23 protein-coding genes and 1 pseudogene are annotated in these 21,944 nt (G+C 60.6%); 13 read left to right on the plus strand and 11 right to left on the minus strand.

What is annotated here, in order from left to right:
• Nucleotides 1-41 precede the first annotated feature (41 nt).
• From MJQ68_RS09515 to MJQ68_RS09535, 5 genes are read left to right on the plus strand one after another with little or no spacing between them, the layout of a single operon-like run.
• Nucleotides 42-1,526, plus strand: coding sequence for an amidohydrolase family protein (locus tag MJQ68_RS09515; RefSeq protein WP_238750831.1), 1,485 nt, complete (start codon nucleotides 42-44; stop codon nucleotides 1,524-1,526).
• A gap of 59 nt (nucleotides 1,527-1,585) precedes the next feature.
• The gene (gene rpoN / locus MJQ68_RS09520) at nucleotides 1,586-3,070 is read left to right on the plus strand and encodes an RNA polymerase factor sigma-54 (RefSeq protein ID WP_238750832.1); all 1,485 of its coding nucleotides are present in this window, start codon (nucleotides 1,586-1,588) and stop codon (nucleotides 3,068-3,070) included.
• Between the two features lie 54 nt (nucleotides 3,071-3,124).
• The gene (locus tag MJQ68_RS09525) at nucleotides 3,125-3,418 is read left to right on the plus strand and encodes a GNAT family N-acetyltransferase (RefSeq protein ID WP_238750833.1); all 294 of its coding nucleotides are present in this window, start codon (nucleotides 3,125-3,127) and stop codon (nucleotides 3,416-3,418) included.
• Nucleotides 3,419-3,424: 6 nt separating this feature from the next.
• Nucleotides 3,425-4,528 carry a glycosyltransferase gene (locus MJQ68_RS09530; protein WP_238750835.1) on the plus strand — a complete coding sequence of 368 codons (1,104 nt, stop codon included), beginning with the start codon at nucleotides 3,425-3,427 and terminating at the stop codon, nucleotides 4,526-4,528.
• Nucleotides 4,529-4,563: 35 nt separating this feature from the next.
• Nucleotides 4,564-5,103 carry a PepSY-associated TM helix domain-containing protein gene (locus MJQ68_RS09535; protein WP_238750836.1) on the plus strand — a complete coding sequence of 180 codons (540 nt, stop codon included), beginning with the start codon at nucleotides 4,564-4,566 and terminating at the stop codon, nucleotides 5,101-5,103.
• A gap of 16 nt (nucleotides 5,104-5,119) precedes the next feature.
• Here the strand turns inward: MJQ68_RS09535 and MJQ68_RS09540 are convergent, their stop codons facing one another.
• Entirely contained in the window at nucleotides 5,120-5,677 is a 558-nt protein-coding gene (locus MJQ68_RS09540; protein WP_238750837.1) for a thioredoxin family protein, read from the minus strand.
• A 229-nt stretch (nucleotides 5,678-5,906) separates the two neighbouring features.
• On the opposite strand from MJQ68_RS09540, the gene MJQ68_RS09545 reads away from it, so the two are divergent.
• Both MJQ68_RS09545 and MJQ68_RS09550 read left to right on the plus strand, forming a co-directional pair.
• Nucleotides 5,907-7,103, plus strand: a complete 1,197-nt coding sequence (locus MJQ68_RS09545; protein ID WP_238750838.1) for an ATP-grasp domain-containing protein — start codon at nucleotides 5,907-5,909, stop codon at nucleotides 7,101-7,103.
• A gap of 60 nt (nucleotides 7,104-7,163) precedes the next feature.
• Nucleotides 7,164-8,006 carry a DUF2911 domain-containing protein gene (locus MJQ68_RS09550; RefSeq protein ID WP_238750839.1) on the plus strand — a complete coding sequence of 281 codons (843 nt, stop codon included), beginning with the start codon at nucleotides 7,164-7,166 and terminating at the stop codon, nucleotides 8,004-8,006.
• Nucleotides 8,007-8,080: 74 nt separating this feature from the next.
• Here the strand turns inward: MJQ68_RS09550 and MJQ68_RS09555 are convergent, their stop codons facing one another.
• A complete protein-coding gene (locus MJQ68_RS09555) occupies nucleotides 8,081-9,094 on the minus strand; it encodes an SDR family oxidoreductase (protein WP_238750841.1) in 1,014 nt (337 codons plus the stop codon).
• A 115-nt stretch (nucleotides 9,095-9,209) separates the two neighbouring features.
• Between MJQ68_RS09555 and MJQ68_RS09560 the strand changes: the two genes are divergently transcribed.
• Together MJQ68_RS09560 and MJQ68_RS09565 are read left to right on the plus strand one after the other, a co-directional pair.
• Nucleotides 9,210-9,731 (plus strand): GAF domain-containing protein, encoded by a 522-nt coding sequence (locus MJQ68_RS09560; protein WP_238750843.1) that lies wholly within the window; start codon nucleotides 9,210-9,212, stop codon nucleotides 9,729-9,731.
• A 225-nt stretch (nucleotides 9,732-9,956) separates the two neighbouring features.
• Complete coding sequence (locus MJQ68_RS09565) at nucleotides 9,957-10,721, plus strand: segregation and condensation protein A (RefSeq protein WP_238750844.1); 765 nt, start codon at nucleotides 9,957-9,959, stop codon at nucleotides 10,719-10,721.
• Nucleotide 10,722: 1 nt separating this feature from the next.
• Here MJQ68_RS09565 and apaG read toward each other — a convergent pair whose 3' ends face one another.
• The 6 genes from apaG to MJQ68_RS09595 form a co-directional block, all read right to left on the minus strand.
• Nucleotides 10,723-11,118, minus strand: a complete 396-nt coding sequence (gene apaG, locus MJQ68_RS09570; protein ID WP_238750845.1) for a Co2+/Mg2+ efflux protein ApaG — start codon at nucleotides 11,116-11,118, stop codon at nucleotides 10,723-10,725.
• A gap of 17 nt (nucleotides 11,119-11,135) precedes the next feature.
• Nucleotides 11,136-11,525, minus strand: a complete 390-nt coding sequence (locus MJQ68_RS09575; RefSeq protein WP_238750846.1) for a DUF3127 domain-containing protein — start codon at nucleotides 11,523-11,525, stop codon at nucleotides 11,136-11,138.
• Nucleotides 11,526-11,605: 80 nt separating this feature from the next.
• Nucleotides 11,606-12,073, minus strand: coding sequence for a Fur family transcriptional regulator (locus MJQ68_RS09580; protein ID WP_238750847.1), 468 nt, complete (start codon nucleotides 12,071-12,073; stop codon nucleotides 11,606-11,608).
• 24 nt (nucleotides 12,074-12,097) lie between these two features.
• Nucleotides 12,098-14,320 carry a RelA/SpoT family protein gene (locus MJQ68_RS09585; protein ID WP_238750848.1) on the minus strand — a complete coding sequence of 741 codons (2,223 nt, stop codon included), beginning with the start codon at nucleotides 14,318-14,320 and terminating at the stop codon, nucleotides 12,098-12,100.
• A 115-nt stretch (nucleotides 14,321-14,435) separates the two neighbouring features.
• Nucleotides 14,436-15,350, minus strand: a complete 915-nt coding sequence (locus MJQ68_RS09590) for a UDP-3-O-(3-hydroxymyristoyl)glucosamine N-acyltransferase (protein WP_238750849.1) — start codon at nucleotides 15,348-15,350, stop codon at nucleotides 14,436-14,438.
• A gap of 9 nt (nucleotides 15,351-15,359) precedes the next feature.
• Entirely contained in the window at nucleotides 15,360-15,986 is a 627-nt protein-coding gene (locus MJQ68_RS09595) for an SH3 domain-containing protein (RefSeq protein ID WP_238750851.1), read from the minus strand.
• Between the two features lie 124 nt (nucleotides 15,987-16,110).
• Between MJQ68_RS09595 and MJQ68_RS09600 the strand changes: the two genes are divergently transcribed.
• On the plus strand, nucleotides 16,111-16,785 hold the full coding sequence (locus tag MJQ68_RS09600) for a hypothetical protein (protein WP_238750853.1): 675 nt from the start codon (nucleotides 16,111-16,113) through the stop codon (nucleotides 16,783-16,785).
• A gap of 15 nt (nucleotides 16,786-16,800) precedes the next feature.
• A complete protein-coding gene (locus MJQ68_RS09605; protein ID WP_238750855.1) occupies nucleotides 16,801-17,709 on the plus strand; it encodes a nucleotidyltransferase family protein in 909 nt (302 codons plus the stop codon).
• Here MJQ68_RS09605 and MJQ68_RS09610 read toward each other — a convergent pair.
• Complete coding sequence (locus MJQ68_RS09610) at nucleotides 17,701-18,522, minus strand: sulfurtransferase (protein ID WP_238750857.1); 822 nt, start codon at nucleotides 18,520-18,522, stop codon at nucleotides 17,701-17,703. The two genes, MJQ68_RS09605 and MJQ68_RS09610, sit on opposite strands and share 9 nt — an antisense overlap.
• A 76-nt stretch (nucleotides 18,523-18,598) precedes the next feature.
• Here MJQ68_RS09610 and MJQ68_RS09615 point away from each other — a divergent pair, with 76 nt between their 5' ends.
• Nucleotides 18,599-19,189, plus strand: coding sequence for a Uma2 family endonuclease (locus MJQ68_RS09615; RefSeq protein ID WP_238750858.1), 591 nt, complete (start codon nucleotides 18,599-18,601; stop codon nucleotides 19,187-19,189).
• Here the strand turns inward: MJQ68_RS09615 and MJQ68_RS09620 are convergent.
• Nucleotides 19,179-19,724 carry a GNAT family N-acetyltransferase gene (locus tag MJQ68_RS09620; protein ID WP_238750859.1) on the minus strand — a complete coding sequence of 182 codons (546 nt, stop codon included), beginning with the start codon at nucleotides 19,722-19,724 and terminating at the stop codon, nucleotides 19,179-19,181. The two genes, MJQ68_RS09615 and MJQ68_RS09620, sit on opposite strands and share 11 nt — an antisense overlap.
• Before the next feature lie 99 nt (nucleotides 19,725-19,823).
• Between MJQ68_RS09620 and MJQ68_RS09625 the strand changes: the two are divergent.
• Nucleotides 19,824-21,063, plus strand: a pseudogene (locus tag MJQ68_RS09625) (IS256 family transposase).
• 190 nt (nucleotides 21,064-21,253) lie between these two features.
• Here the strand turns inward: MJQ68_RS09625 and MJQ68_RS09630 are convergent.
• Complete coding sequence (locus MJQ68_RS09630; RefSeq protein ID WP_238750860.1) at nucleotides 21,254-21,709, minus strand: hypothetical protein; 456 nt, start codon at nucleotides 21,707-21,709, stop codon at nucleotides 21,254-21,256.
• Between the last annotated feature and the right edge of the window lie 235 nt (nucleotides 21,710-21,944).

Consider the following 21,944-nt stretch of genomic DNA (forward strand, 5'->3'; position numbering starts at 1 on the left):
TTGTCCCCCAGTGCGACAGTCCAGACTCAACACAGTAGCAGATGAAGTCTACCCTCCTCCGGGCGTTTCTCCTAGTCAGCGTCCTACTCGTTGCCGTATTCTTCTGGGCAGGCCGGGAGCTAGATAAGATGTACGGCGCGCTGACTCCGAGATTCACCGATGCGGAGGTCTCCTTCGTGGACGACGCTATACAGATCGACAATATCTCCGTCTATCGGGTAGACTCCGGTAGCTATATCCCCCATCAGACCGTGCGGATCAGGGAAGGGGTGATCGTCTCGGTAGACTCGACCGCTCCACCGTCTGCGGACTTCCAGCGGATCGACGGAACGGGTAAGTATTTACTGCCGGGCTTTGTCGATTCTCACGTCCACCTATGGGGCAGTAAAAACGATCTGCTGCTGTACCTATCCCAGGGGGTGACCAGTATCCGCGAGATGATGGGCAACCCCGATCACCTGGACTGGCGGCAAAGCACGGTCAACCGGCCGACTATGCTGATCGGCAGCAACAAGGTGCAGTCGTACGGAACGTTCAATGCGCTGTTTACCAGGCTGTCCCAGGGCCACATCAATAGCTATGACTATAGTCCGACATACGAACTCTTTGACTTCATTGAGGAGCGGGGATATGACTTCGTCAAGATCGGTAGTATGCTGGATTCCACCGAGTATGTCCATCTACTCGCAGCGGCACGGGACGAGCGTATACCGGTAGTCGGTCACATACCGCTGGGAATATACCTGGCTGACTTCCTTAACCATCGTCAGTACGATATCGCTCACATCGAGGAGATCGTAAAACTCCTCATCCGGTCGTACGACAGAGAAAAGGAACGCAATCCTACTCAGGCTGGGAGCCTGGAGGAGTACGTACAGGCCACCGCCGACCAGGTAGCGAAAAAACTGCATCGGGACGGAACCTACGTGACCACCACGCTCTGGCTATCCCATAGTTTTATCGACCAGCAGGTGCGGCTGGATTCGACCCTGTCGAACCTAGAGCTAGCGTATGTGAATCCAGGGCTACTGGGCGGGACTGTCCTGACCTCGAGAGCCGTTGGATGGTACCCAGCCGTCAACCCCTACCGGTTCCCCGCGGGCGAGACCGCCGAAGAAACGGAGGAAAGGATACAGGGAACGAAGGATTACATTCATTTCCATGCACTGGTATTTAAGTCCCTGGTAGCAAATGGGGTCAAGCTGCTGGCGGGTACCGACGCCAACATCCCGGTCGCCGTACCGGGGTTCACCCTGCACAAGGAGCTCCAACTGATGCACCGGCTGGGCATGCGCACCCCTGACATCATCCGGAGTAGTACGCGACTACCCTGTGAGATGATGCAGCAGGCCTGTGGTAGCATCGAGCCCGGTTACCGGGCCGATCTGGTGATCCTACGCGCCGATCCACTGCAGGACATCGGCAATTCCGACGAGATCGACGGGGTGGTTGCAAACGGGCGGTACTACGACCCTGATGCACTGGCCGGGATGCTGCGTATGGTAGCAAACTTAAACCGCAATTAAGCATCCGCACCCGCGAGCGCGCCCCCCTACTCTATGCCGATTACCTACCTTACACCCCCATGTTAGGCCAATCTCTCAAACAGTCGCAGCTCCAGAAGCTCAGCCCCCGGCAGATTCAGCTCATGCAGCTGATGCAGCTGCCGCTGTACGAGTTGGAACAACGGGTGAAGGAGGAGCTGGAACGCAACCCCACCCTGGAGGAAGCCGCCCCCGAGCCCGCCCCGGATACCGATACCCAGGAGGTGGACACCGCCGGCGACGACCCCTTCGAAATGGACGAGCTGTTCCAGCAGTACATCGACGACGACCCGACGAACTACCAGCAATCCAGCGGCGACGATACCTACGACGCACCCGGCAGCTACACGGCCGACGAAAACACCTTCTTCGAGTACCTCGAGGGGCAGCTGGCGAACCTGGAATTCGAGTCCCCCCTGGAGCGCACCATCTCCCTGCAGATCATCGGTAACCTCGACGACGACGGCTACCTGCAGCGCATGCCCTCGGCCATTGCCGACGACCTGCTGATCAACTACAACCTCGACGTCAGCACCCGACAGATCAAGGACGTGCTGCGCATCGTGCAATCGCTGGAGCCACCCGGATTGGCCGCCCGCAACCTGCGCGAGTGCCTGCTGCTACAGCTCAACAGCAAGATCGACGACGGCGAGCTGATCGACGACCACACCTTTGCCGACCTGGTACTGGCCCAGACCGTGATCCGCGATCACTTCGAGCTGTTCAGCAAGAAGCACTACGATAAGCTGCAGGAGCGGCTGGAAGTAGACCAGGACGAGCTGCGGGACGCCCTCGGCGAGATCCTCAAACTCAACCCTAAGCCCGCCTCCGGCCTTACCGGTCGCGCCGGGGGCAGAGCGGCCCGCGTCGTGGTGCCCGACTTCCTGGTCACCGTGGTCGACGACGAGCTCAAGCTTAGCCTCACCGCCCGCAACGCGCCCGACCTCAAGATTAACGACTACTACCAGCAGCAGCTGGCCGAATACCGCCGCAAGCAGAAAGAATCCGGCAAGCTCACCACCGCCCAGAAGCAGGCCGCCGGCTTCATCCGTCAGAATATCGACTCGGCCAGCTGGTTCATCGAGGCCATCCAGCAGCGGCAGCAGACGCTGTACAGCGTGATGTGGGCCATCGTGCGCTACCAGGAGGGCTTCTTCCGCACCGGCGACCTGAAGACGCTGCGGCCCATGATCCTCAAGGATATCGCCGGACCCACCGAGCTCGACATCAGTACCGTGAGCCGGGTAGTGAACTCCAAGTTCGTGCAGACCGACTTCGGCACCTACTCCCTGCGCCGCTTCTTCAGCGAAGGCATGACCAATGAGGAGGGCGAGGAGGTGAGCACTACCCAGGTCAAGAAGACCTTGGGCGAGATCATCGCCGCCGAGGACAAGCGCAAGCCCCTCAACGACTCCAAGCTGCAAACCGCGCTCAAGGAGGCCGGCTACGATATTGCCCGCCGCACGGTAGCGAAGTACCGCGAGCAGCTTGGTCTGCCCGTAGCCCGCCTGCGCAAGGAGCTCTGAGCAAACATCCCGGTTTAAAGTGCGTACTATTGCCTCGTTACAAAGCAAGTACGCATGTCCGATCCGAGCGAGTCCGTCGTCAACAATAAAGAGAAGCATCAATTTGAAGTCCTCAACGGCTCCCAGACCTCCAAACTCGTCTACCAGATGCGCGGCGAGGACATGATCGACCTGGTGCATACCGAAGTGCCCGAAGACCTAGCCGGACAGGGCATCGGTACCTCCATGGTCGTAGCCGCCCTGCAGTACGCCCGCGAAAACGGCCTCATGGCCATCCCCTCCTGCCCCTTCGTGGCCAGCTACGTACAGCGCCACCCCGAGTGGGACGAGGTGGTCACTGAAGCGTAAGCCCCCGTGCTGGTCGCCCTGCTCCTCCTGGCCACGGCTACCCGGCTGCTGCTCTGGGGGTGGGTGTACCGCCGCGCACTCGCTCCGGACCCCGCTCTACCGGGCCCCATTGACTTTCCGCCGGTCTCGGTCATCGTCTGCTTCCGCAACGAGGCCACCCACCTGGAGGCTAGCCTGCGCGGCATCCTGAGCCAGAACTATCCGAATTTCGAGCTGGTCGCCGTCGACGATCAGTCTACCGATGCCTCCGTAGCCATCGTGCGCTACCTGCAGAACCGCTTCCCCCGGCTCCGCCTCCTCCAGCCGGGGCCCACCCGCCCAGGCAAGAAGGACGCCCTGACCGCCGGTATTGAGGCCGCTAGCCACGAGCTTCTTGTCCTGACCGACGCCGACTGCACCCCCGCCACCGACCAGTGGCTACGGTACATGGTGGCTCCCCTCACCCGCGGCGATCAGCTCGTGCTGGGCTGCTCCCCCTACCGCTACCGGCCGGGTACACTAGCCTTCTGGCAGCGCTTCGAAGCTACCCATACCGCCCTGCAGTACCAGGGGCTGGCGCGGCTCGGCCATCCCTATATGGGCGTGGGCCGCAACCTGGCCTACTACCGCAGTTTCTTCACCAGTGCCGGCGGCTTCAGCGGTCACGCCGATCACCTCGGTGGCGATGACGACCTGCTGGTCAATGCCCACGCCACGCCCTCCCTCACCGCCCGCGTCACCCGGCCGGAGGCCTGGACGTACTCCGAGCCCACCGTGTCCTGGCGGGCGTACCTCCGTCAAAAATTGCGGCATCAGTCGGTGGGCCGGGTATACCGTCTGCGCCACCAGCTGCTGCTTATGACTCTGGCGGCTAGTCACGGGCTGTTCTTCCTCTGCGGCTTCCTGCTGCTGTTCACGCCGGCGGCGGGCGGGGCACTGCTGGCGTACGCGCTGCGGGCTACGGCAGTACTGTACGCCTTCCGCCAGTCTCCCGTCTCCCATTTCCTGGGCGCGTCCGCTGGTGCGATGGACGTAGCGCAGGGGGCGAGGATCCTGCTGGCGGATGCACTGCTGGCACCCTTCTCCGTATTCCTCCTCTTGGCGACCTTCCTTCCCAACCGGAGGTGGTAGCAGTGGTATAGGGCAATGCGCCGTTTCTTTGCAGCATGGCAAAGACCCGACGGCAGCGGCAGGCGAAAGTACTCCGGCGTACGCGGCGGATCCACCGCTGGTCGGGCATCAGTCTGTTCGTTTTCTTCTTCGTGGTGGGCATCACCAGCGTCCTGCTGGGCTGGAAGAAGGACAGCGACTACCTCATGCCGCCTACCGGACGGGGCAGCGACACCGAGCTCGCCGCCTGGCTCCCCACGGATCAGCTACTGGTGCGCGCGCAATCGGCACTCCGGGATTCCCTGGGCGCTACCTACTCCACGCAGATCGACCGCATCGACTACCGGCCGGCCAGGGGCTCGGTCAAGTTTCTCTTCGACGACCACTTACAGGAAGTACAGCTAGACGGCGCCACCGGCCGGGTGCTCAGTATCGGTGCCCGCCGGGCGGACCTCATCGAAAGCATCCACGACGGCTCCATCCTCGGCGATACCTTCAAACTGATCTACTCTACGGTGATGGGCCTGGCTACGGTGGTCTTCACGGTATCGGGCTTCTGGCTGTGGTACGGTCCTAAGCGGATGCGGAGGGGGTAAGGGGGGAGTTGTAGTGCTACTTCTTCCACTTGATCCCACAGCCCGCGCTGGGGTACTGCGGCTCCGGACTGGATTTGCCCTGTAGCAGCAGGTCCATGGCGGCGCGTAGGTCATGGCCGGTTACCTGCTTGCCGGAGTTGGGGCGACTATCGTCGAGCCGGCCGCGGTAGTAGAGTTTGTCGTTGGCGTCGAAGAGGTAGATATCGGGGGTGCAGGCGGCGGCGTAGGCGCGGGCTACTTCCTGGGTCTCGTCGTACAGGTAGGGAAAGGTGAACAGATTATTCAGGGCAAAGGCCTCCATATTGTCGGGGCTGTCGACGGGGTAGTTGACCACGTCGTTGCTGCTGATAGCTACCGTACAGATGCCCTTCGGCTCGTACTCATTAGCTACGTCGACCAGCGCATCGATGGTGTGGATCACGTAGGGGCAGTGGTTGCAGATGAACAGGACCAGCGTGCCGTTCTCGCCCCTTACCTCCTTGTACGAGAGCTTGAAGCCGGACAGCGTATCGAGCAGGTTGAAGTCGGGGGCCTGGGTGCCGATGTCGACCATCGTGGATTCTGTTAGTGCCATGGGGGGAGGGGAGTAAGGGGTTAGGGGGTTAGGGTAGTGGGGATTGCTCGCTTCGCTCGTAAGGGGGTGAGGGAGTGGAAGTTCATTTTTGTGGGAGCAACTTAGGGCTTATTACGTAGCTTGTTGCGCCTACCTAATTTACGTAATATCCGCCTTAACCCCTTTACTCCTTCCAACCTTAACCCCTTAACCCCCTTCCAACCTTAACCCCCTAACCCCTTCACCCCCCATGACCTTCCTCTGTATCTCCTGCTACTTCAAGGGTATGCCCTTTCTGCGTGCCTGTAAGGCGGCCGGTAACACGGTGTACCTGCTGACCGCCAAACGCCTGGAGCACGAGGCTTGGCCGCGGGAGGCGGTCGATGAGTTCTTCTACCTGGAAGACGATAGCAATACGGCCGCCAACCTGGCCAATATCGGCAAGGGGATGGCCTGGATGATGCAGTCGCGGCAGATCGACCGCATCGTAGCCATGGACGACTTCGACGTAGAGAAGGCCGCCTACCTGCGGGAGGAATTCCGCCTACCGGGTATGGGCCAGACCACGGCGCGCTACTTCCGCGACAAGCTGGCAATGCGGATCCAGGCGCGGGACCACGGGATTGCCGTGCCGCAGTTTTCCAGTCTGTTCAATGATGTGGCCGTCACCGAGTTCGCCAACCGGATCGAATACCCCTGTCTGGTGAAGCCGCGCGGGGAGGCCAGTGCCACCGGGATCTCTAAGGTGCACTCGGCCCAGGAGCTCTGGGACACGATCCACGGCCTCGGCGAGCGGCGCAAGGACTACCTGGTCGAGCAGTTCCGGCCCGGGGCGGTGTACCACGTGGATGCGATCTCGGTGGACGGTGAGGTGGTTTTCTGCCAGGTGTCGCGCTACCTGAGTACGCCCTTCGAGGTGGCCCACGGGGGCGGCATCTTCCGCTCGGTCAGCGTACCCTACAACGACCCCGACGCGGTGACCTTGCGGCGAATGACGGAGAGCGTGATGCACGTCTTCGGGATGCAGTTCAGTGCCTCGCATACGGAGTTCATCAAGACGGCCGACGGCTTCGTCTTCCTGGAAACCTCCAGCCGGGTAGGCGGGGCGAACCTGGCCGAGATGGTGGAGGCGGCTACCGGCATCAGCCTGTGGGCGGAATGGGCTAAGCTGGAGACCGCCATGGCTACGGGCAGCAAGTACCAACTGCCTACGCGGCGCTACGATCAGTCGGGTATCGTGGTGAGCCTGTCGCGCTTCGCGCGTCCGGATACCTCCTCGTTCACGGACGCCGAGATCGTCTGGCGTATGGACAAGCCGCAGCATATCGGCCTCATCGTAGCCTCGGAGTCTACCGAGCGGATCGTAGAGCTCCTCGACGACTACGCCGGACGGATCGGGCGGGACTTCCACGCCTCGGCCCCGGCCCCCGCTAAGTCGGCGCACTAAGGTATAGCCATCGCTGCCCCCGGCGGGCGTACCTTTGTGGGCTAACCAACCAACAAGACTATGATCCGTAGCATGCTATTTACCCTCTGTCTGGCCCTGTGCACCACCCTGGCTCAGGCCCAGATCAGCTCTCCCCCGCCATCCCCCACCGTGAAGATGGAAACCACCGTAGGCCTCACCGACGTGATGCTGGAGTACAGCCGCCCCGGCATGAAGGGCCGCGAGCTCTTTGCCGAAGACGGACTGGTCCCCTACGGCGAGATCTGGCGTACGGGCGCCAACCAGGCTACCAAAATCACCTTTAGCGCCGCCGTCCGCGTAGCGGGCCAGGAAGTACCCGCCGGCAGCTACGCTATCCTCAGCAAGCCCGGTGAGGAGCAGTGGGAAGTGATGTTCTTCCCCTACGAGTCCAGCAACTGGACCAGCTACGTCGAGAAGACGCCCGCCGTCACCGTCACCGCCGAGCCCATGGAGGCCGATATGGAGGTAGAGACCTTCACCATCGAGCTTATGAACTACAGCATGGACGGTGCCGACATGGTCATGGCCTGGGGCGAGACCATGGTCGTACTCCCCATCATGAGCAACGCCAAGGAAGACGTCATGGCCTCGATCGAGCGCGTCATGGCCGGTCCCAGCGCCAACGACTACTTCCAGGCCGCTACCTTCCTGAACGAGTCGGGGCAGGACAACGAGAAGGCCCTGGAGTACATCCAGAAGGCCAACAGCATGGGCGATGCCCGCTTCTGGATGGTCCGCCGCGAGGCCCTCATCCTGGATGCGCTGGGTCGCACCGACGAGGCCATCGAAGCAGCCAAGAAGTCTATGGAACTAGCCCAGGAGGCCGGCAACATGGACTACGTACGCATGAATGAGAAGTCCCTCGAAGAGTGGATGAAGTAGGGTAGCTGAGCTACTCAAACGCAAAAGGGCGCGGTGGAATGATCCACCGCGCCCTTGCTATTGGTAGTCGGAGCCTAGCGGCGCATCAGCGAACTGGTGATCACACTGGTCAGGGCGATCACGGTGCCGAACACCAGGGCGTGCGACAGCGCGCGTACGGTCGATCCCTTCACGACGATGCCGCTAGACTTGGCTTTATCGTCGAAGTCACCGTGGCTGCCATGATCGCCGGGTACGGCCTCGAAGAGGTAATCCTTACCGTGGGTAGCCGGCTGATCGGTCTTCTGGCCGCTGACGGCCGTCTTACCGAGAAATACGTCCATCAGGCCGGGGAATAGCTTGCTGCCGATGATGGTCTGTACGGCGGGCAGACCCACGTAGTATTCGCGGTCGTTGGTGTCCGCGGCGGTCACTACGGCACGGGCGGCAACCTCCGGCTGATAGATCGTACCCATGGGGCGGGGCTGCTTATCGAGCTTGTTGCGCACGAGATTGAACTGCGTGGTATTTATTCCGGGCAGCTGCACCATGGTGGTCATGATCTTACTGTTCTGGTGCACCAGCTCGGCGCGCAGGCTGTCGTAGAAGCCCTCTACGGCGTGCTTGGCACCACAGTAAGCGGTCTGCAGGGGAATACCGCGGTAGGCCAGTGCCGAACCGACGAAAACGATGCTGCCCCGGTTGCGCGGCTGCATGCGCTTGAGGGCGCACTTGGTACCGAAGACGGTGCCGTGGTAGGTCACGTCGGTCACCCGCTTGAACTCATCCATATCGACGTCCTTGAATAGGCCGAGTACGCTGGTCATGGCATTATTGACCCATACATCGATGGGGCCGAAGGTTTCTTCTACTTTACTGGCGGCTTCGTCCAGGGCGCGGAAGTCCGTCACATCTACGGGCAGCACGAGGGCCTCGCCACCCAGGTTCTCGATCTCCTTGCGGGCGCCCTCCAGGCCTTCCTGGTTGCGGGCGATCAGGCCGATCCGGGCGTGCTCCTTGGCAAATTCCCGGGCAATGGCCCGACCGATGCCGGCGGAGGCTCCGGTGATAACGACGGTGCGGGGGCGTTCAAATTGTTGCTTACTCATAGTGATATCATTGTAGGGTTAGTACTCTTCAGAACTAGCGCTGCGGGGGGTCTTGTTCGGTTGTACCGGGCCGTGCCCCTGCAATCCTACTTACCTTTGACACAAATTCTACCCCATGTCCGCCACCGCCGAAATGCCCTACTTCATCCGGCCCTCCGTCCAGCTCGAACGGGAGGAAAAGCAGGCGGCCTACCGTGCCGCCTGGGCTGCCATCACGGCTACGCTGGAGGGAGAAACGGATGAGCTGGTGAAGATGGTCACCGTCAACTGCCTGCTCAAGACCCACCTGCCCTATTACTACTGGGTGGGCTTTTACCTGGTCCGCGCGCCGGACAAGCTGGTCGTAGGTCCGTACCAGGGTACGCTGGGCTGTCTGCACATCGACTTCGGCCGCGGTGTCTGCGGTGCCGTGGCTGCATCCGGGCAGACCAGGATCGTCACCGACACCCACGCCCTGCAGCAGGGCAAAGAGCACATCGCCTGCGACCCGAACAGCCGCTCGGAGATCGTACTGCCGGTGCGGCGGGCGGACGGCTCGCTACTCGGCGTATTCGACGTAGACAGCACCCTGGAGGGTTCCTTCGATGAGGTCGACCAGTGGTGCCTGGAGAAGCTACTGGCGGATGTGTTTGGCTAGTCATGCTCCCCTTACCTTACAACCTCTCCCCCGGCCCCTCCCCAGGGGGGAGGGGTGACTTACCCGCAATGATGCAATAATCAACCTATACTTCCCCTTCTCAAGTTTTATGCCGGATCAGAGGAATGAGCTAAGGAGAACATGGACGATCCCCATCGAGAAGTCACCCCTCTCCTTTGGAGAGGGGCCGGGGGAGAGGAAAATAAGCGAAGCGAGCCTTTCCACATGACCTACCAGATCCAACTCCCCCAATTCGAAGGCCCCTTCGACCTGCTGCTCTTCTTCATCGAGCGGGACGAGCTGGATATCTACGACATCCCCATCTCGGAGGTCACGAACGACTTCCTGGAGTACATGCGGGCCGCCGAGCGGATGGATATCGACCTGGCCAGCGAGTTCGTACTCGTAGCCGCTACGCTGTGCCGCATCAAGGCCAAGATGCTGATCCCCCGCAAGCCAGTCGACGAGGAGGGCAACGAGATCGATCCGCGCGAGGAGCTCGTGAGCCGACTGCTGGAGTACAAGCGCTACAAGAGCGTACTCAACGACCTGCGTACGCTGGAAACGCAGCGCGGGCTGCGCAACTACCGCGGCAACATCAGCAGCGAGCTCACCCAACTGGCCACCAAGGCGCTGGTCGACGTCGAACTCGAAAGCGTCACCCTGTTCAAGCTGCTGCGGGCCTACGAGCGAGTGCTCACCCGCCTGGAGGATGCCAACTTCAAACCCATGGTACACGAGATCGCCCAGTTCGCCTTCACCATCGAGGCGGAGCAGGGGCGGATCCTGGACCTGGTCGAGGGTACCCGGACGGGTAAGGCACGGCCCAGCTTCACGGCCCTGTTCGGTCCCTGCGAAACGCGCATCCACGCGATCGTCACCTTCCTGGCCCTGTTGGAACTCCTGAACCTACACCTGCTACGCGTCATCCCCGGGGCGGGCGTGAATGACTTCTGGCTCGAAGAGCCCGGCGGTAGCGAAGAGGAGTAAGCTAGTTGAGCATCGCCGTGCTGACGTGCACGAACTTGGGCACCGCCACGCGGAAGTAGTTCTCTACCCCCTCGCTGTCCCGGCGGTACATAACAAAACTGCCCTGCATGGCCCCGATCGGCGTGGCGAACTGCACCCAGCTGTTGTACTCGTAGGCCTCGCCCGGAGCGATCCAGGGTTGCTTGCCCACGACGCCTTCACCCTCCACCTTGCGGTGGGTGCCGACCGCATCGATCACGTCCCACTTGCGGCTGAGCAGCTGTACGGGCAGGTGGCCCTTGTTCTCGATCTTGATGCGGTAGGCGTAGACGTAGTTCTCGTCCTCCGGTTGGGAGTAGCGCTCCTGGTAGTAGCTCTGGGCGCTGACGGTGACGTCCTGCGTAGTCTGGCTGGTCATAGGCGTGGGGGGGTGTCTTAGAACGGCAGGTCGTCGTCAGCCTCGAGCACGGGCTCGTCGCTGGCCTTGGGAAAATTGCCCGGGCTGTCGCTGCCGGCACTAGCGCCGCCGCCGCCGCCACTGGGCGCACTGCTAGCGTCCATGGCTTCTACGCGCCAGGCGTTGAGGTTCGTGAAGTACTTATCCTGCCACTGGCGGCCGCGCAGGTCGAAGTGGACCTTGATCTCGTCGCCCTCGTTCATATCGTCGATGATGGCGGTGCGATCCTGGGTGGTCTGAAACTTCACGAAATTGTCGTACTGTCCGCCGTCATTGGCTTTGATGACGAAGTCGCGTACCCGGAAGGATTCTCCCTTGGTTTCGGTTTCGTACTTCTTGACTAGCGTTCCGGTAATTTCGAATGACATAGGTTGTGTGTTTTCTTTCTATTCCAAGCAATACAAAGGCGGCCCCGGTTCGAGGGACGCCCGTCAATTTACAATATTTACTACGCCGGCCGCGTCCGCTCGCACGCCCCGGCGCACTCGCCGAACAGGTTCAGGCTGTGGCCCGTGACCTTGAAGTTGAGGATATCCCCCATCATGTTCTTGATCTGCTGCACGCGGGGGTCGCAGAATTCCAGCACCTTACCGCAGCTGTTACAGATCAGGTGATCGTGCTGCTTGTAGCCGTAGCTCTTTTCGTACTGCGCCAGGTTCTTACCGAACTGGTGCTTCTTGACCAGGTCGCAGCTCACCAGTAGCTCCAGGGTGTTGTAGACCGTGGCCCGGCTCACGCGGTAGTTGTTGGTCTTCATGTGAATGTAGAGCGACTCGGCGTCGAAGTGGTCGTCGCGGCTGTAGATCTCCTCCAGGATCGCAAACCGTTCCGGCGTCCGGCGGGCCTTGCGTTCGCGCAGGTGCTCGGAGAAGATCTCCTTTACCTGCTCGATGTCGGTGGTCGGATTGGTCTGCATGGATCGGGGGGGCTTACGGAGGCGCTATTCTACCCGGGAAACGGTTGAGACGTTATCTAAGTTTTGCAGCGCCCGCCGGGCCAGCAGCAGCTGGTCGGTGTTGCGCACGAGTACGCTGATCCGGGCCGTGAAGTGACCGCTCTCCGCCGCGATCTGGAAGCTGCGAATATCCAGGTCCATCTCGGCGATCTCGTGGCTGATGCGCTCGATTACGCCCTTGCCGCTGTCCAGGCCCGTCAGCTTGAGCTCGGCCACGAAGCTGTGTTCGGTCGTGCTCACCCACTCGGCCTTCATGATGCGGTAGCCGTAGTTGGCCATCAGATTCTCGGCGTTGGGGCAGATCACGCGGTGGATCTTCAGTCCGGCCGTGCTGGTCAGGTAGGCAAACACCTGGTCGCCCTGCACGGGGTTGCAGCAGCTGGCCATGAAGTACTCCAGCTGGTCGCCGGGCTCGCCGTTGATCAGCAGCTTGGTGTGGCCCTTGATGCGGTTGGCCCCGTTGCGCCTCCCCCGGCTTTCCGGATCTTTTTCTTGCGGGGGCGCAGGTGCGGCGGGAAGCACCAATTTGCCCTGCTCCACCACAAAGGGTTTGAGCACCTGCGGAATGGAGATCACCTCCCGGCCGATGTCGTAAAACAGGTCTACGTGGCTGCCGTGGCTGTGGTGCCGCGCGAGCGTCTCGATGGCCAGCTTTTCGTCCTCTACGTGCAGCTTCTTCAGCCGGCGCAGTAGGGCTTCGCGGGCCAGCTCGCCCTGCTTGCGCTTTTCTTCCTTGAGCGACTGCCGGATCTTGGCCTTGGCCTTACCCGTCTTCACCATATCCAACCAGTTCGGATTGGGCTTCTGGTTGGGGCTGGTATTGACCCGCAGGCGGTCGCCATTGCTCAGCTCGTAGGACATGGGTACGATGCGCTCGTCGCACAGGATACTCACGCAGTGGTAGCCTACCATACTGTGCACGCTGAAGGCGAAGTCGAGTGCCGTGGAGCCCTTAGGCAGCGCCTTCATGTCTCCATCCGGTGTATACACGTACACCTCCTCGTTGAAGAAACTGTTGTCGCGGAAGTCGCCCAGAAACTGAACGGTGTCGCTGTTCGGGTTTTCCAGGATATCGCGCACACTCTCGAACCACTGCTCGTACACGTCGCGGTGGTTGCTCACCCCCTTATACTTCCAGTGGGCGGCAAAGCCGCGCTCGGCGATCTCGTTCATGCGCTCGCTGCGGATCTGTACCTCCACGAAGCGAGCCCCGGGCCCCACCAGCGTGATGTGCAGGCTTTCGTAGCCGTTAGATTTTGGGATCGTGATCCAGTCCTTCAGGCGCGAGGGCACGGCCTGGTAGGCGTCGGTGATGGTACTGTAGGTCGCCCAGGCGGCTAATTTCTCCTTGTCGCGTGGCACGTCTAGGATGACCCGCACGGCGAACAGGTCGTAAATCTGCTCGAAGGGGACCTGCTTTTTCTTGATCTTATTGGCGATGCTGTAGATCGACTTCGGCCGGCCGAAGATGCGGTAGGGGTAGCCCAGTTCGTCGAGCTTCTCGCGCAGCGGGGCGATGAAAGATTCGATGTACTTCTCGCGAGCGGCCTTGGTCTCCCGCAGCTTGCGGGCTACGGCCTGGTATTCGTCGCGCTCCAGCACCTTCATGCACAGGTCCAGGAATTCGGAGCGGAAGTTGTACAGTCCCAGCCGGTGGGCCAGGGGGGCGTAGATGTAGCTGGTCTCGGCGGCGATCTTGAGCTGCTTGTGCTCGGGCATGCTCTTGATGGTGCGCATGTTATGCAGCCGGTCGGCCATCTTAATCAGCACGATGCGCACATCCACCACCAGCGTACTGAGCACCTTCTTGAAGTTCTCCGCCTGCTGGCTCTCGGATTGGTAGGCACTGTCCAGCTTAGTCAGCCCGTTGACCATCTGGGCGATCCGCTCGCCAAACTGCTCCTGCAGTTCGTCCATCGTGACCGGCGTATCCTCCACCACGTCGTGCAGCAGGGCGGCACAGATCGCCGTGGGGCCCAGACCGATCTCCTCCGCACAGATACGGGCTACGGCAATGGGGTGCAGGATATAGGGTTCGCTCGACTTACGCCGCTGGTGCCGGTGGCTGAAGTTGGCTAGCCGGAAGGCACGGTCCATCTGCTCCCGGTCCTCCTGCGAGAAGGGGGTACGCAGGGCGGCGATCATCGACTCGTAGGTCTCCTGGATCGCCTGCTGCTCGTCTACCGTGATGTCTAGTACTTCTGCCATACTATAGAACTAACGCTTCGCTTCACTTATCGGTTATTGGACTATTAAACACGGATTACTCAGATTACTTCACGGATTTTGCACGGATTAAGTCTTATGTTTTCCGTGTTTTCATTTACCCCTTCTCCCCCAGTCGCCGCAACACCACCATATCCCGAAACGCCTTGCGCGCTTCCTGTACCGGCGAGCCGAACCAGCTCTTGCCCGGGGGCAGGTCGCGTCCTACGCCGCTCTGGGCCATAATGACCGTGCGTTCGCCCATGGTCACATTTTGTGCGATACCGGCCTGCCCCTGGAGGATGGACCAGTCGCCGATCACGCAGTTGCCCGCCACGCCGACCTGGGCGGCCATCTGCACGTGGGCACCGATGCGGCAGTCGTGACCGATCTGCACCTGGGCGTCGAGCTTGCTGCCGCGGCCGATGACCGTGGTCGACGATACGCCGCGCGCGATGGTGCAGCAGGGTCCGAGGAAAACGTCATCCTCCAGTCGAACGCTGCCCCCGCTGCGCCAAGCGGTCAGTCCGTCGGCCGTGCGCTTGAAGTAAAAGGCCTCGCCGCCTACGACTGCCCCGGCGCTCACCGTGACGCGGTGGCCGAGCGTGCAGCCGTCGCCGATCACGCAGTTGGGTTCGAGCAGGCAGTCGGTGCCGATGACTACGCCCCTGCCGAGGTGGGCACCGGGGGCCACGATGGTGCCGGCGCCCACTACGGCGGCCTGCTCGTGGGCTTCATATTGCACCTGCGGCCGCGCCCCCTGCACCAGGCTGTTGTAGGCGCGGAAGGGCTCGGGGTGGATGAGAAGGGCCTTACCCGGCGGACAGTCACGCACTTGATCCAGCAGGATGACGGAGGCGGCCGAGGCCAGGGTGGTGGCGTAGTACTTGGGGTGGTCGACGAAGCAGAGATCGCCGGGCCGGACGTGGTGGATCTCGTTAAGCCCCGTGACTAGCAGGCTGCCGTCGCCGATGAGCTGCGCGCCGAGCCGCTCGGCCAGTGCGTGTGCCGTGATGGGCTGTGCGAGTTGCATGGGGGGGACTTAGTTGAGGACGCCTTCGAGTTTGTACTTGTAGTAGCGGACGCCGGCGCCGTAGACCCAGCCCAGCTTGCCGTCCTGCAGCCGCACCTTGACCCAGGGCTCGGTGGGCGTGATGTCGCCCAGGTCGATGGTGTAGAGTGAGTCAGTCACCTCGTTCATGTAGGTGACCGGCTCGTAGAGCTTGAGGCGGGCCAGGATCGGGGCGCCCAGGGCGGGCTGTACGCGCACGTTCAGTCCGTCGATGGTGCTGTAGAGGGTGGTTTCTTTTTCTACCACCACGCGGGCGGGCCGACCTACGTATACGCCGCTGTCGCCGGGCATGGGTTGGGTGCGGGCGCGCAGCAGGGCGGCCTCGCGGGCCAGTACTTCCTGCTCGGCTTCCGAGAGCAGACTCTCGCCGGGGGTGCCGAGTACGGCGGCGGCCTGGAGCTTGCGGATACTGTCGCGCAGGAGGCTATCGCGGCGTTCGAGGTAGTCTTCGCGGGTGTTGCGCTCCTCGATCATGGCGTAGTCGCTGTCGTTGGCGCTGCAGCGGCGCATGGCCCAGAGCATGAAGAAGAGGGTCACCAGGGAGACGATGACGAAGGGGACGAGCTGGGAAGTACTGCGGGCGGGTCGCTTAGCCATGGCGTGAAGGTACTTATTTAGCGTACCGCGTGGCATTCGTATGACAACCCTTCCTGGACAATCGCGGTTAATCTAGCGTACGTGCGGAATGCACGCCGCGCCCACCGATCTATCGCTGCCTGCTATGCCACGTCACTACTCCAAACTGTACCGCGAACTGCGCGCCGTCGAACCGGGCGATTACCACCGCATCATCCGCATGTACGAGGAGCAGGAACAGGCCATCGGTCGGCTCGACGTGGAGGAGCACTTCGAGCTGACCGTGCACTACGTCGATGCCCTCTTCGAGACCGGCGCCTACCGCGAGCACCAGCTGATGGTGGACCTGGTCATCCACGCCAGCATCCGGCACGACATCCGCTACATGCCCGGGCGGCAGGAGAAGGTATTCGAGCAGCAGCTGTTCCGCAAGGCCGCCAGTGCCTTCCGGATCGGGGAGTACGCTACGGCCGAGCACGTGCTGCGCGAGCTGATCCGGATGCACCCGGAGGAGCCCGTCTATGCCCGCTTCCTGCGCACTACCCTGTTCCGGCAGCAGCAGCCTACGCTGCAGTTCGGGCGGGCGGCCTGCATCTTCTGTCTGCTACTGACGGCCCTGGTCGTGACCATCAACCTGCTCGTGGTGCAGAACTTCTACCCCGCCTACGGTCCCCTGATGAGCTGGGTATGCATCGATATCTTCCTGGTGGGGATGCTGGCCCTGGCCGGCGCCTACGGGCTGGCCTACTACCGCTGCCGGCGGGAGGCCACTCAATTTCGGGCCGCCCAAGCAAACAAACGGCGGGCCGATTCGCTCTAGCAGTAAAACAATAACATGGCAACCAAACCTACCTTAGTCATCCTCGCCGCGGGGATGGGCAGCCGCTACGGCGGACTCAAGCAGATCGACGGCGTAGGCCCCAGTGAAGAGGGCATCATCGAGTACTCCATCTTCGACGCCATCCGCGCCGGATTCGGCAAGGTGGTGTTCGTGATCCGCAAGGACATCGAGGAGGCCTTCCGCGAAAAATTCGACGGCAAGTTCGGCGATAAGATCAAGGTAGAATACGCCTTCCAGGGCATGGACAGCTACGTGCCCTCCGACGTCGACCACACCAAGCGCGAAAAGCCCTGGGGCACCACCCACGCCATGCTGGTCGCCAAGGAAGTGACCCAGGAGCCCTTTGCCGTCATCAATGCCGATGACTACTACGGCACCGAGGCCTTCCAGAAGATGGCCTCCTTCCTGGTCGCCGAGGCCGATCCCAAGACCTTCGCCATGGTGGGCTACGTGCTGCACCGCACGCTCTCCGATCACGGCCACGTCAACCGCGGCGTCACCGTCGTAGCCGAAGACTACCTGCTGCAGGACGTCAACGAGCGCCTCAAGATCCAGCGCGGCGACGACAGCAAGGTCCGCTACCTCGGCGAAGACGGCCACCAGTACGAGCTGGCCGACGACAGCGTCGTATCCATGAACTTCTGGGGCTTCCACCCCGCTATCTTCGACCGCATCGAGAAGGGCTTTCAGCAGTTTGCCCGCGAAAACACCGACAACCCCAAGGCCGAGTACCTCATCCCCGAACTGGTCGACGGGATGATCAAGGACGGCAGCGCTACGGTCAAGGTGCTGGTCAGCGAAGACAAGTGGTACGGCGTCACCTACCAGGAGGACAAGCCCAAGGTGCAGGAGGCCTTCGCCATGCTGGTGGCCGAGAACACCTACCCCACCCCCCTATTTTAGGCCCAGCAGGTAATCACTCCAGCTGCCCGGATACAGGGCCGGCATCTCATCGAAGGCGTAGTAATAGGCCAGTACATTGTGACATGCCGTCACGCCCGAGCCGCAGTAGAACACGTTCTGCTGCGGCTTTTCTTTTAGGGCTGCAAAGCGCTCGCGCAGCTCGGCGGGCGACTTGAAGGTGCGCCCATCCAGATTCTCCGGCCACGGCAGGTTGATGGCCCCCTCGATGCAGCCGGCTACCGGATCGATCGTTTCGTTCTCCCCCCGGTAGCGCTCGGCGCTGCGCGAGTCGATGAGCACGTAGTCGGGGTCCTGCCGCAGCGCGTCCACCTGGGCGCGGTCGCGGGTGCACATGGATGCATCCAGGGCAATGGGGTAAGCGGGAGCCGCCTGGGCTTCTTCCTGCCCGGCGGCCGTGGCCTGTCCGGCAATGACCCAGAAGGGGAAGCCCCCGTCCAGCACAGCCACCTGCTGGTGCCCGATCGCCTTGAGCAGCCACCAGGCCCGGGCGGCGATGCCGCCGCCCTTGTCGTCGTAGGCCACCACGGGCCGGTCGGGGGTAAGGCCGAGTGCGGACATCCTTGCGGCGAAGGTGGTCAGCTCCGGCAGGGGGTGGCGGCCGGTCTGTCCGGCGATGATCTCGCCCGACAGGTCGTCGTTCAGGTGCAGGTAGTGCGCGCCGGGGATGTGGCTGACGAGGTACTCCTGCCGCCCCTGCTCGAGGTCGTCCAGGTCGAAGCGGCAATCGAGGAGCAGCGGCTGATCGGGCAGCAGCGCGGCCAGGTCCTGGACAGTTACGAGTGGGGTGGTCATGGGGTGAAGATAGGGGGTGGGAGGGGGTTAGGTATGAGGTGGTGAGGACTCACGCGATGTATCGTAACTTAACTTCGTGAGGTCCTCCACTACTATACCCATTGAAGTCGAACTGCTGTTTCATCAGCCACAGTGGACGGTGACACAGTACGAAGGCATGGTAGCCGCCGGTATACTCAGTGACAAAGACAGGTTGGAATTGCTGTTTGGTAGGGTAGTTCAGCAGATAGCATGTAGTACGCGCCATAGCTTCTGCGTACAGGAACTGGCTTACTTTTTGATCCGTCGCTACGGGGACCACTTCATTGTCAGACAGAACAAGCCCGTGAGCTTACTTGGTCACAGCGTCCCGGAGCCAGACTATGTGCTGGCGGCTCTCCATCCGGACCGCTACCGGGGCCGCAAGCCTACAGCTGAAGATGTACGACTAGTGATCGAGGTCTCGGACGCTACCCTGGCCCGCGACCGGAGCTCCAAAGCCCGGCTCTACAGTCTGGCAGGCATCGGGGAGTACTGGATCATCAACCTGATCGATGAACGGCTGGAAGTACACACCGACCCCAGGGCGGAGGTAGGCGAGTACGCTACGGTAGCATATTACGCCAGGGGAGACAATTTTGTAAGTGAGCTACTGGGGGAGTTAGCGGTAGCCGACCTCATTCACTAGATCCAGCACCCGCCAGCGCGTGCAGCGGCCAGTGCACGGTGGAGGACCAGGCCCCCTCCGGTCCCGTACCCGGCAGCGGGCGCTTTTTCGACTGCCCTACCCTACCGCCTAGCCGCAGGTATACCGTCCGGGCCCGCGTGTTGTTATTCAGCACCCAGAGGTAGAGTTGATCGCTATGGGCTTCCTGCTGCGCCAGCGTAGCTACCGCCTGCATCAGTTGCTTACCCAATCCCTTTCCCTGCTGATCAGCCCGCACGTGCAGGTTGTCAAGCAGGGTCCCAGCCTGCGGGTCGTGATCCAGGAAGATGCAGGCAAAACCGAGTAGCTCATCACCCTCCTCTGCCAGTAGCACTCGCATACCGGGGTCGGGCGCAGCAAAGCGCTCGGTCCAGACGGCGAGCCGTTCCGCCGCCGCTTCCCCCTGCAAGTAGTCGGCAGACATGTCCGCCGTATAGTTCTCCTGCCAGCTCCGCGTGTGGAGGGCGGCGATGCGGGGCGCGTCGGCGGGGGTGGCTGGGCGGAGTGGAGTGGACATGGGTGGTGGGGTGGCGGGATCGCCCCGATTGCTATGAGACCGTTGCAAAAAGTGTGTCAGGAGAGAAGTTGCTAACTTTTTCACCTCAATACATTTGTGATGCAAGACCAAGAATTTGATTTAGAAGCCTTCCGCGAAGAAGCGGTCAGCAAGCTACAGGCTGGCGATGGCCTGTTGGGTAAGGATGGAGCCTTCACCCCCCTACTTAAAGCCTTTCTGGAGCAGGCTATGGAAGGAGAACTCGACGCTCATATCGTCGAAGAAGACCTCCCTAATCGCAAAAATGGCAAGGGCAAGAAGGTCATTCGGACCAGTCTAGGCGAAGTAGAGATCGCCACCCCACGCGATAGGAACGGCAGCTTTCAGCCAAAAGTCATTCCTAAGCGGCAGAAGAACCTACCGCGAGACATCGAACGCCAGATCATGACGCTCTACGCCCGCGGTAGCTCCCTGGGAGACATCCGCGACTTTCTGGAAGAGATGTATGACGTAGAAGTAAGCCCCGCCACGATCTCGCGGGTAACGGACAAAGTCATTCCCTTACTCGAGGAGTGGCGCACCCGACCCCTGGAAAGCGTCTACCCCTTTGTGTTCATGGATGCTATTCACTACAAAGTGCGCGAAGAAGGGCGAGTGATCACCAAAGCCGTCTACGGGCTTACGTCCGGGGCCCCTACCCCGGTCGACGCAGGCGGTCAATCAGGAAGGATATCGTGACGTTCTAGGGCTGTACATCGGACAGAACGAGTCGGCCAAGTTCTGGATGCAGGTACTGACTGATCTACAGAGTAGAGGCCTAGAGGATATGCTGATCGCCTCGGTAGACAACCTGACGGGCTTTGTAGATGCGATCGCCGCAGTCTACCCCCAGACGGACGTACAGCTCTGTATCGTACACCAGATCCGCAACTCGAGAAAGTACCTGGCTCATACGGACTGCAAAGACTTCATGGCCGACCTCAAAACGATCTATCAGGCGACAACGCGCGACAAGGCTGAGCACGCCCTCAACCGGTTGGAGCAGAAGTGGGGCAGGCGCTACCCTAAAGTGATCGAGAGCTGGCGTCGCAACTGGGATAATCTGACACTGATGTTCACCTACAGCCCCATGATCCGCAAAGTAATGTACACCACTAACTCGATCGAAGCCTTCCACCGTCAGCTGCGCAAGGTGACCAAAACGAAGGGCTCATTCACTTCCGATACGGCGCTGATGAAGTTGCTCTTCCTCGTCCAGCGCGACGTGACGAGCGAGTGGAAGAAGCCCATGCACAACTGGAATCGTATTCTGTCACAACTGGCTATCCTCTACGATGACCGTTTACGCCTTGATCTATGAACACCTTGACACACTTTATGCAATACTCCCTTGCTATCGGGGTGCGGAGTGGTTGAGGCTGTAAATGTATTATTGCATGGGCTAGATACGTTCGGTTGCAATACTGGTGAACCCGCATACCAGGTCTAATGAGAGAGGACCTTCGAACGAAGTATTCCAATACAGTGAGATGGTAGCTACCTTAGGAGGGTTAGTTTCTTTCTTCGGTCCACAAATCAAACAATTTGCTCCACTCGCGACCATAAATTTCTACTTCTACTAGATATCTTTTATCTTCCACCAGCTCATAATCTATAAGAATTTCATTCCGTATGTCTTCGCTCATTACACTCACAATGCCAAAAGTATCCAAGGATAGATCGAAATTACATTTAAAGTGACTCATATTGGGCAAAATCGCGCAACCGATATCAGACGAATGTGAGGTGATAACCTTAATGGAATTAAGATACGATTTACCTATCCATTCAAATAAGGCACAAACTTCGGCATTACTCTCAGAGTAATAGCTGATTTGCCTGGAAGTATCACGTAAGGCCTTTACTGCTAGTAAGAACTTCTCAGTACGGGCGAAGCTTTCAATGAGGAAGTCGCTATTGTTTACCTCACAGTAAATACCAAAATGATTGATTGCTTTTTTATCCATAATTAGCTTCCAGAAGGATGGTTTATGTTGCTTTTGTTGTTTTGCAACTTCGGGCGCTCGTAATCATTCATTCACGTCTGACCAGTCTCTGGATCTGTTTTCACTGGTCTCTTATAGTCAGGTCTATTGGGGTCAAAACAAACTTGAATCGCCTTATTCCTACCAGCGTCAGTCTGCTGATATCAATCTTCGCACCCGCGTCACCGCTCTACCGCTGTACTACAAGCCTGCGCAC

Origin of the sequence: Neolewinella maritima, from assembly GCF_923081025.1 — a bacterium.
GTDB classification, from domain to species: Bacteria; Bacteroidota; Bacteroidia; order Chitinophagales; family Saprospiraceae; genus Neolewinella; species Neolewinella maritima.

Bases quoted from the DNA above. Each gene is read 5' to 3' on its own strand.
- MJQ68_RS09590 (WP_238750849.1), bottom strand. From the start codon at position 15,350: ATGCAACTCGCACAGCCCATCACGGCACACGCACTGGCCGAGCGGCTC.
- MJQ68_RS09525 (WP_238750833.1), top strand. From the start codon at position 3,125: ATGTCCGATCCGAGCGAGTCCGTCGTCAACAATAAAGAGAAGCATCAA.
- MJQ68_RS09555 (WP_238750841.1), bottom strand. From the start codon at position 9,094: ATGAGTAAGCAACAATTTGAACGCCCCCGCACCGTCGTTATCACCGGA.
- MJQ68_RS09575 (WP_238750846.1), bottom strand. From the start codon at position 11,525: ATGTCATTCGAAATTACCGGAACGCTAGTCAAGAAGTACGAAACCGAA.
- MJQ68_RS09605 (WP_238750855.1), top strand. From the start codon at position 16,801: ATGGCAACCAAACCTACCTTAGTCATCCTCGCCGCGGGGATGGGCAGC.
- MJQ68_RS09545 (WP_238750838.1), top strand. From the start codon at position 5,907: ATGACCTTCCTCTGTATCTCCTGCTACTTCAAGGGTATGCCCTTTCTG.
- MJQ68_RS09620 (WP_238750859.1), bottom strand. From the start codon at position 19,724: ATGTCCACTCCACTCCGCCCAGCCACCCCCGCCGACGCGCCCCGCATC.
- MJQ68_RS09595 (WP_238750851.1), bottom strand. From the start codon at position 15,986: ATGGCTAAGCGACCCGCCCGCAGTACTTCCCAGCTCGTCCCCTTCGTC.
- apaG (WP_238750845.1), bottom strand. From the start codon at position 11,118: ATGACCAGCCAGACTACGCAGGACGTCACCGTCAGCGCCCAGAGCTAC.
- MJQ68_RS09535 (WP_238750836.1), top strand. From the start codon at position 4,564: ATGGCAAAGACCCGACGGCAGCGGCAGGCGAAAGTACTCCGGCGTACG.
- MJQ68_RS09630 (WP_238750860.1), bottom strand. From the start codon at position 21,709: ATGGATAAAAAAGCAATCAATCATTTTGGTATTTACTGTGAGGTAAAC.
- rpoN (WP_238750832.1), top strand. From the start codon at position 1,586: ATGTTAGGCCAATCTCTCAAACAGTCGCAGCTCCAGAAGCTCAGCCCC.
- MJQ68_RS09515 (WP_238750831.1), top strand. From the start codon at position 42: ATGAAGTCTACCCTCCTCCGGGCGTTTCTCCTAGTCAGCGTCCTACTC.
- MJQ68_RS09600 (WP_238750853.1), top strand. From the start codon at position 16,111: ATGCCACGTCACTACTCCAAACTGTACCGCGAACTGCGCGCCGTCGAA.
- MJQ68_RS09565 (WP_238750844.1), top strand. From the start codon at position 9,957: ATGACCTACCAGATCCAACTCCCCCAATTCGAAGGCCCCTTCGACCTG.
- MJQ68_RS09560 (WP_238750843.1), top strand. From the start codon at position 9,210: ATGTCCGCCACCGCCGAAATGCCCTACTTCATCCGGCCCTCCGTCCAG.
- MJQ68_RS09540 (WP_238750837.1), bottom strand. From the start codon at position 5,677: ATGGCACTAACAGAATCCACGATGGTCGACATCGGCACCCAGGCCCCC.
- MJQ68_RS09585 (WP_238750848.1), bottom strand. From the start codon at position 14,320: ATGGCAGAAGTACTAGACATCACGGTAGACGAGCAGCAGGCGATCCAG.
- MJQ68_RS09610 (WP_238750857.1), bottom strand. From the start codon at position 18,522: ATGACCACCCCACTCGTAACTGTCCAGGACCTGGCCGCGCTGCTGCCC.
- MJQ68_RS09550 (WP_238750839.1), top strand. From the start codon at position 7,164: ATGATCCGTAGCATGCTATTTACCCTCTGTCTGGCCCTGTGCACCACC.
- MJQ68_RS09580 (WP_238750847.1), bottom strand. From the start codon at position 12,073: ATGCAGACCAATCCGACCACCGACATCGAGCAGGTAAAGGAGATCTTC.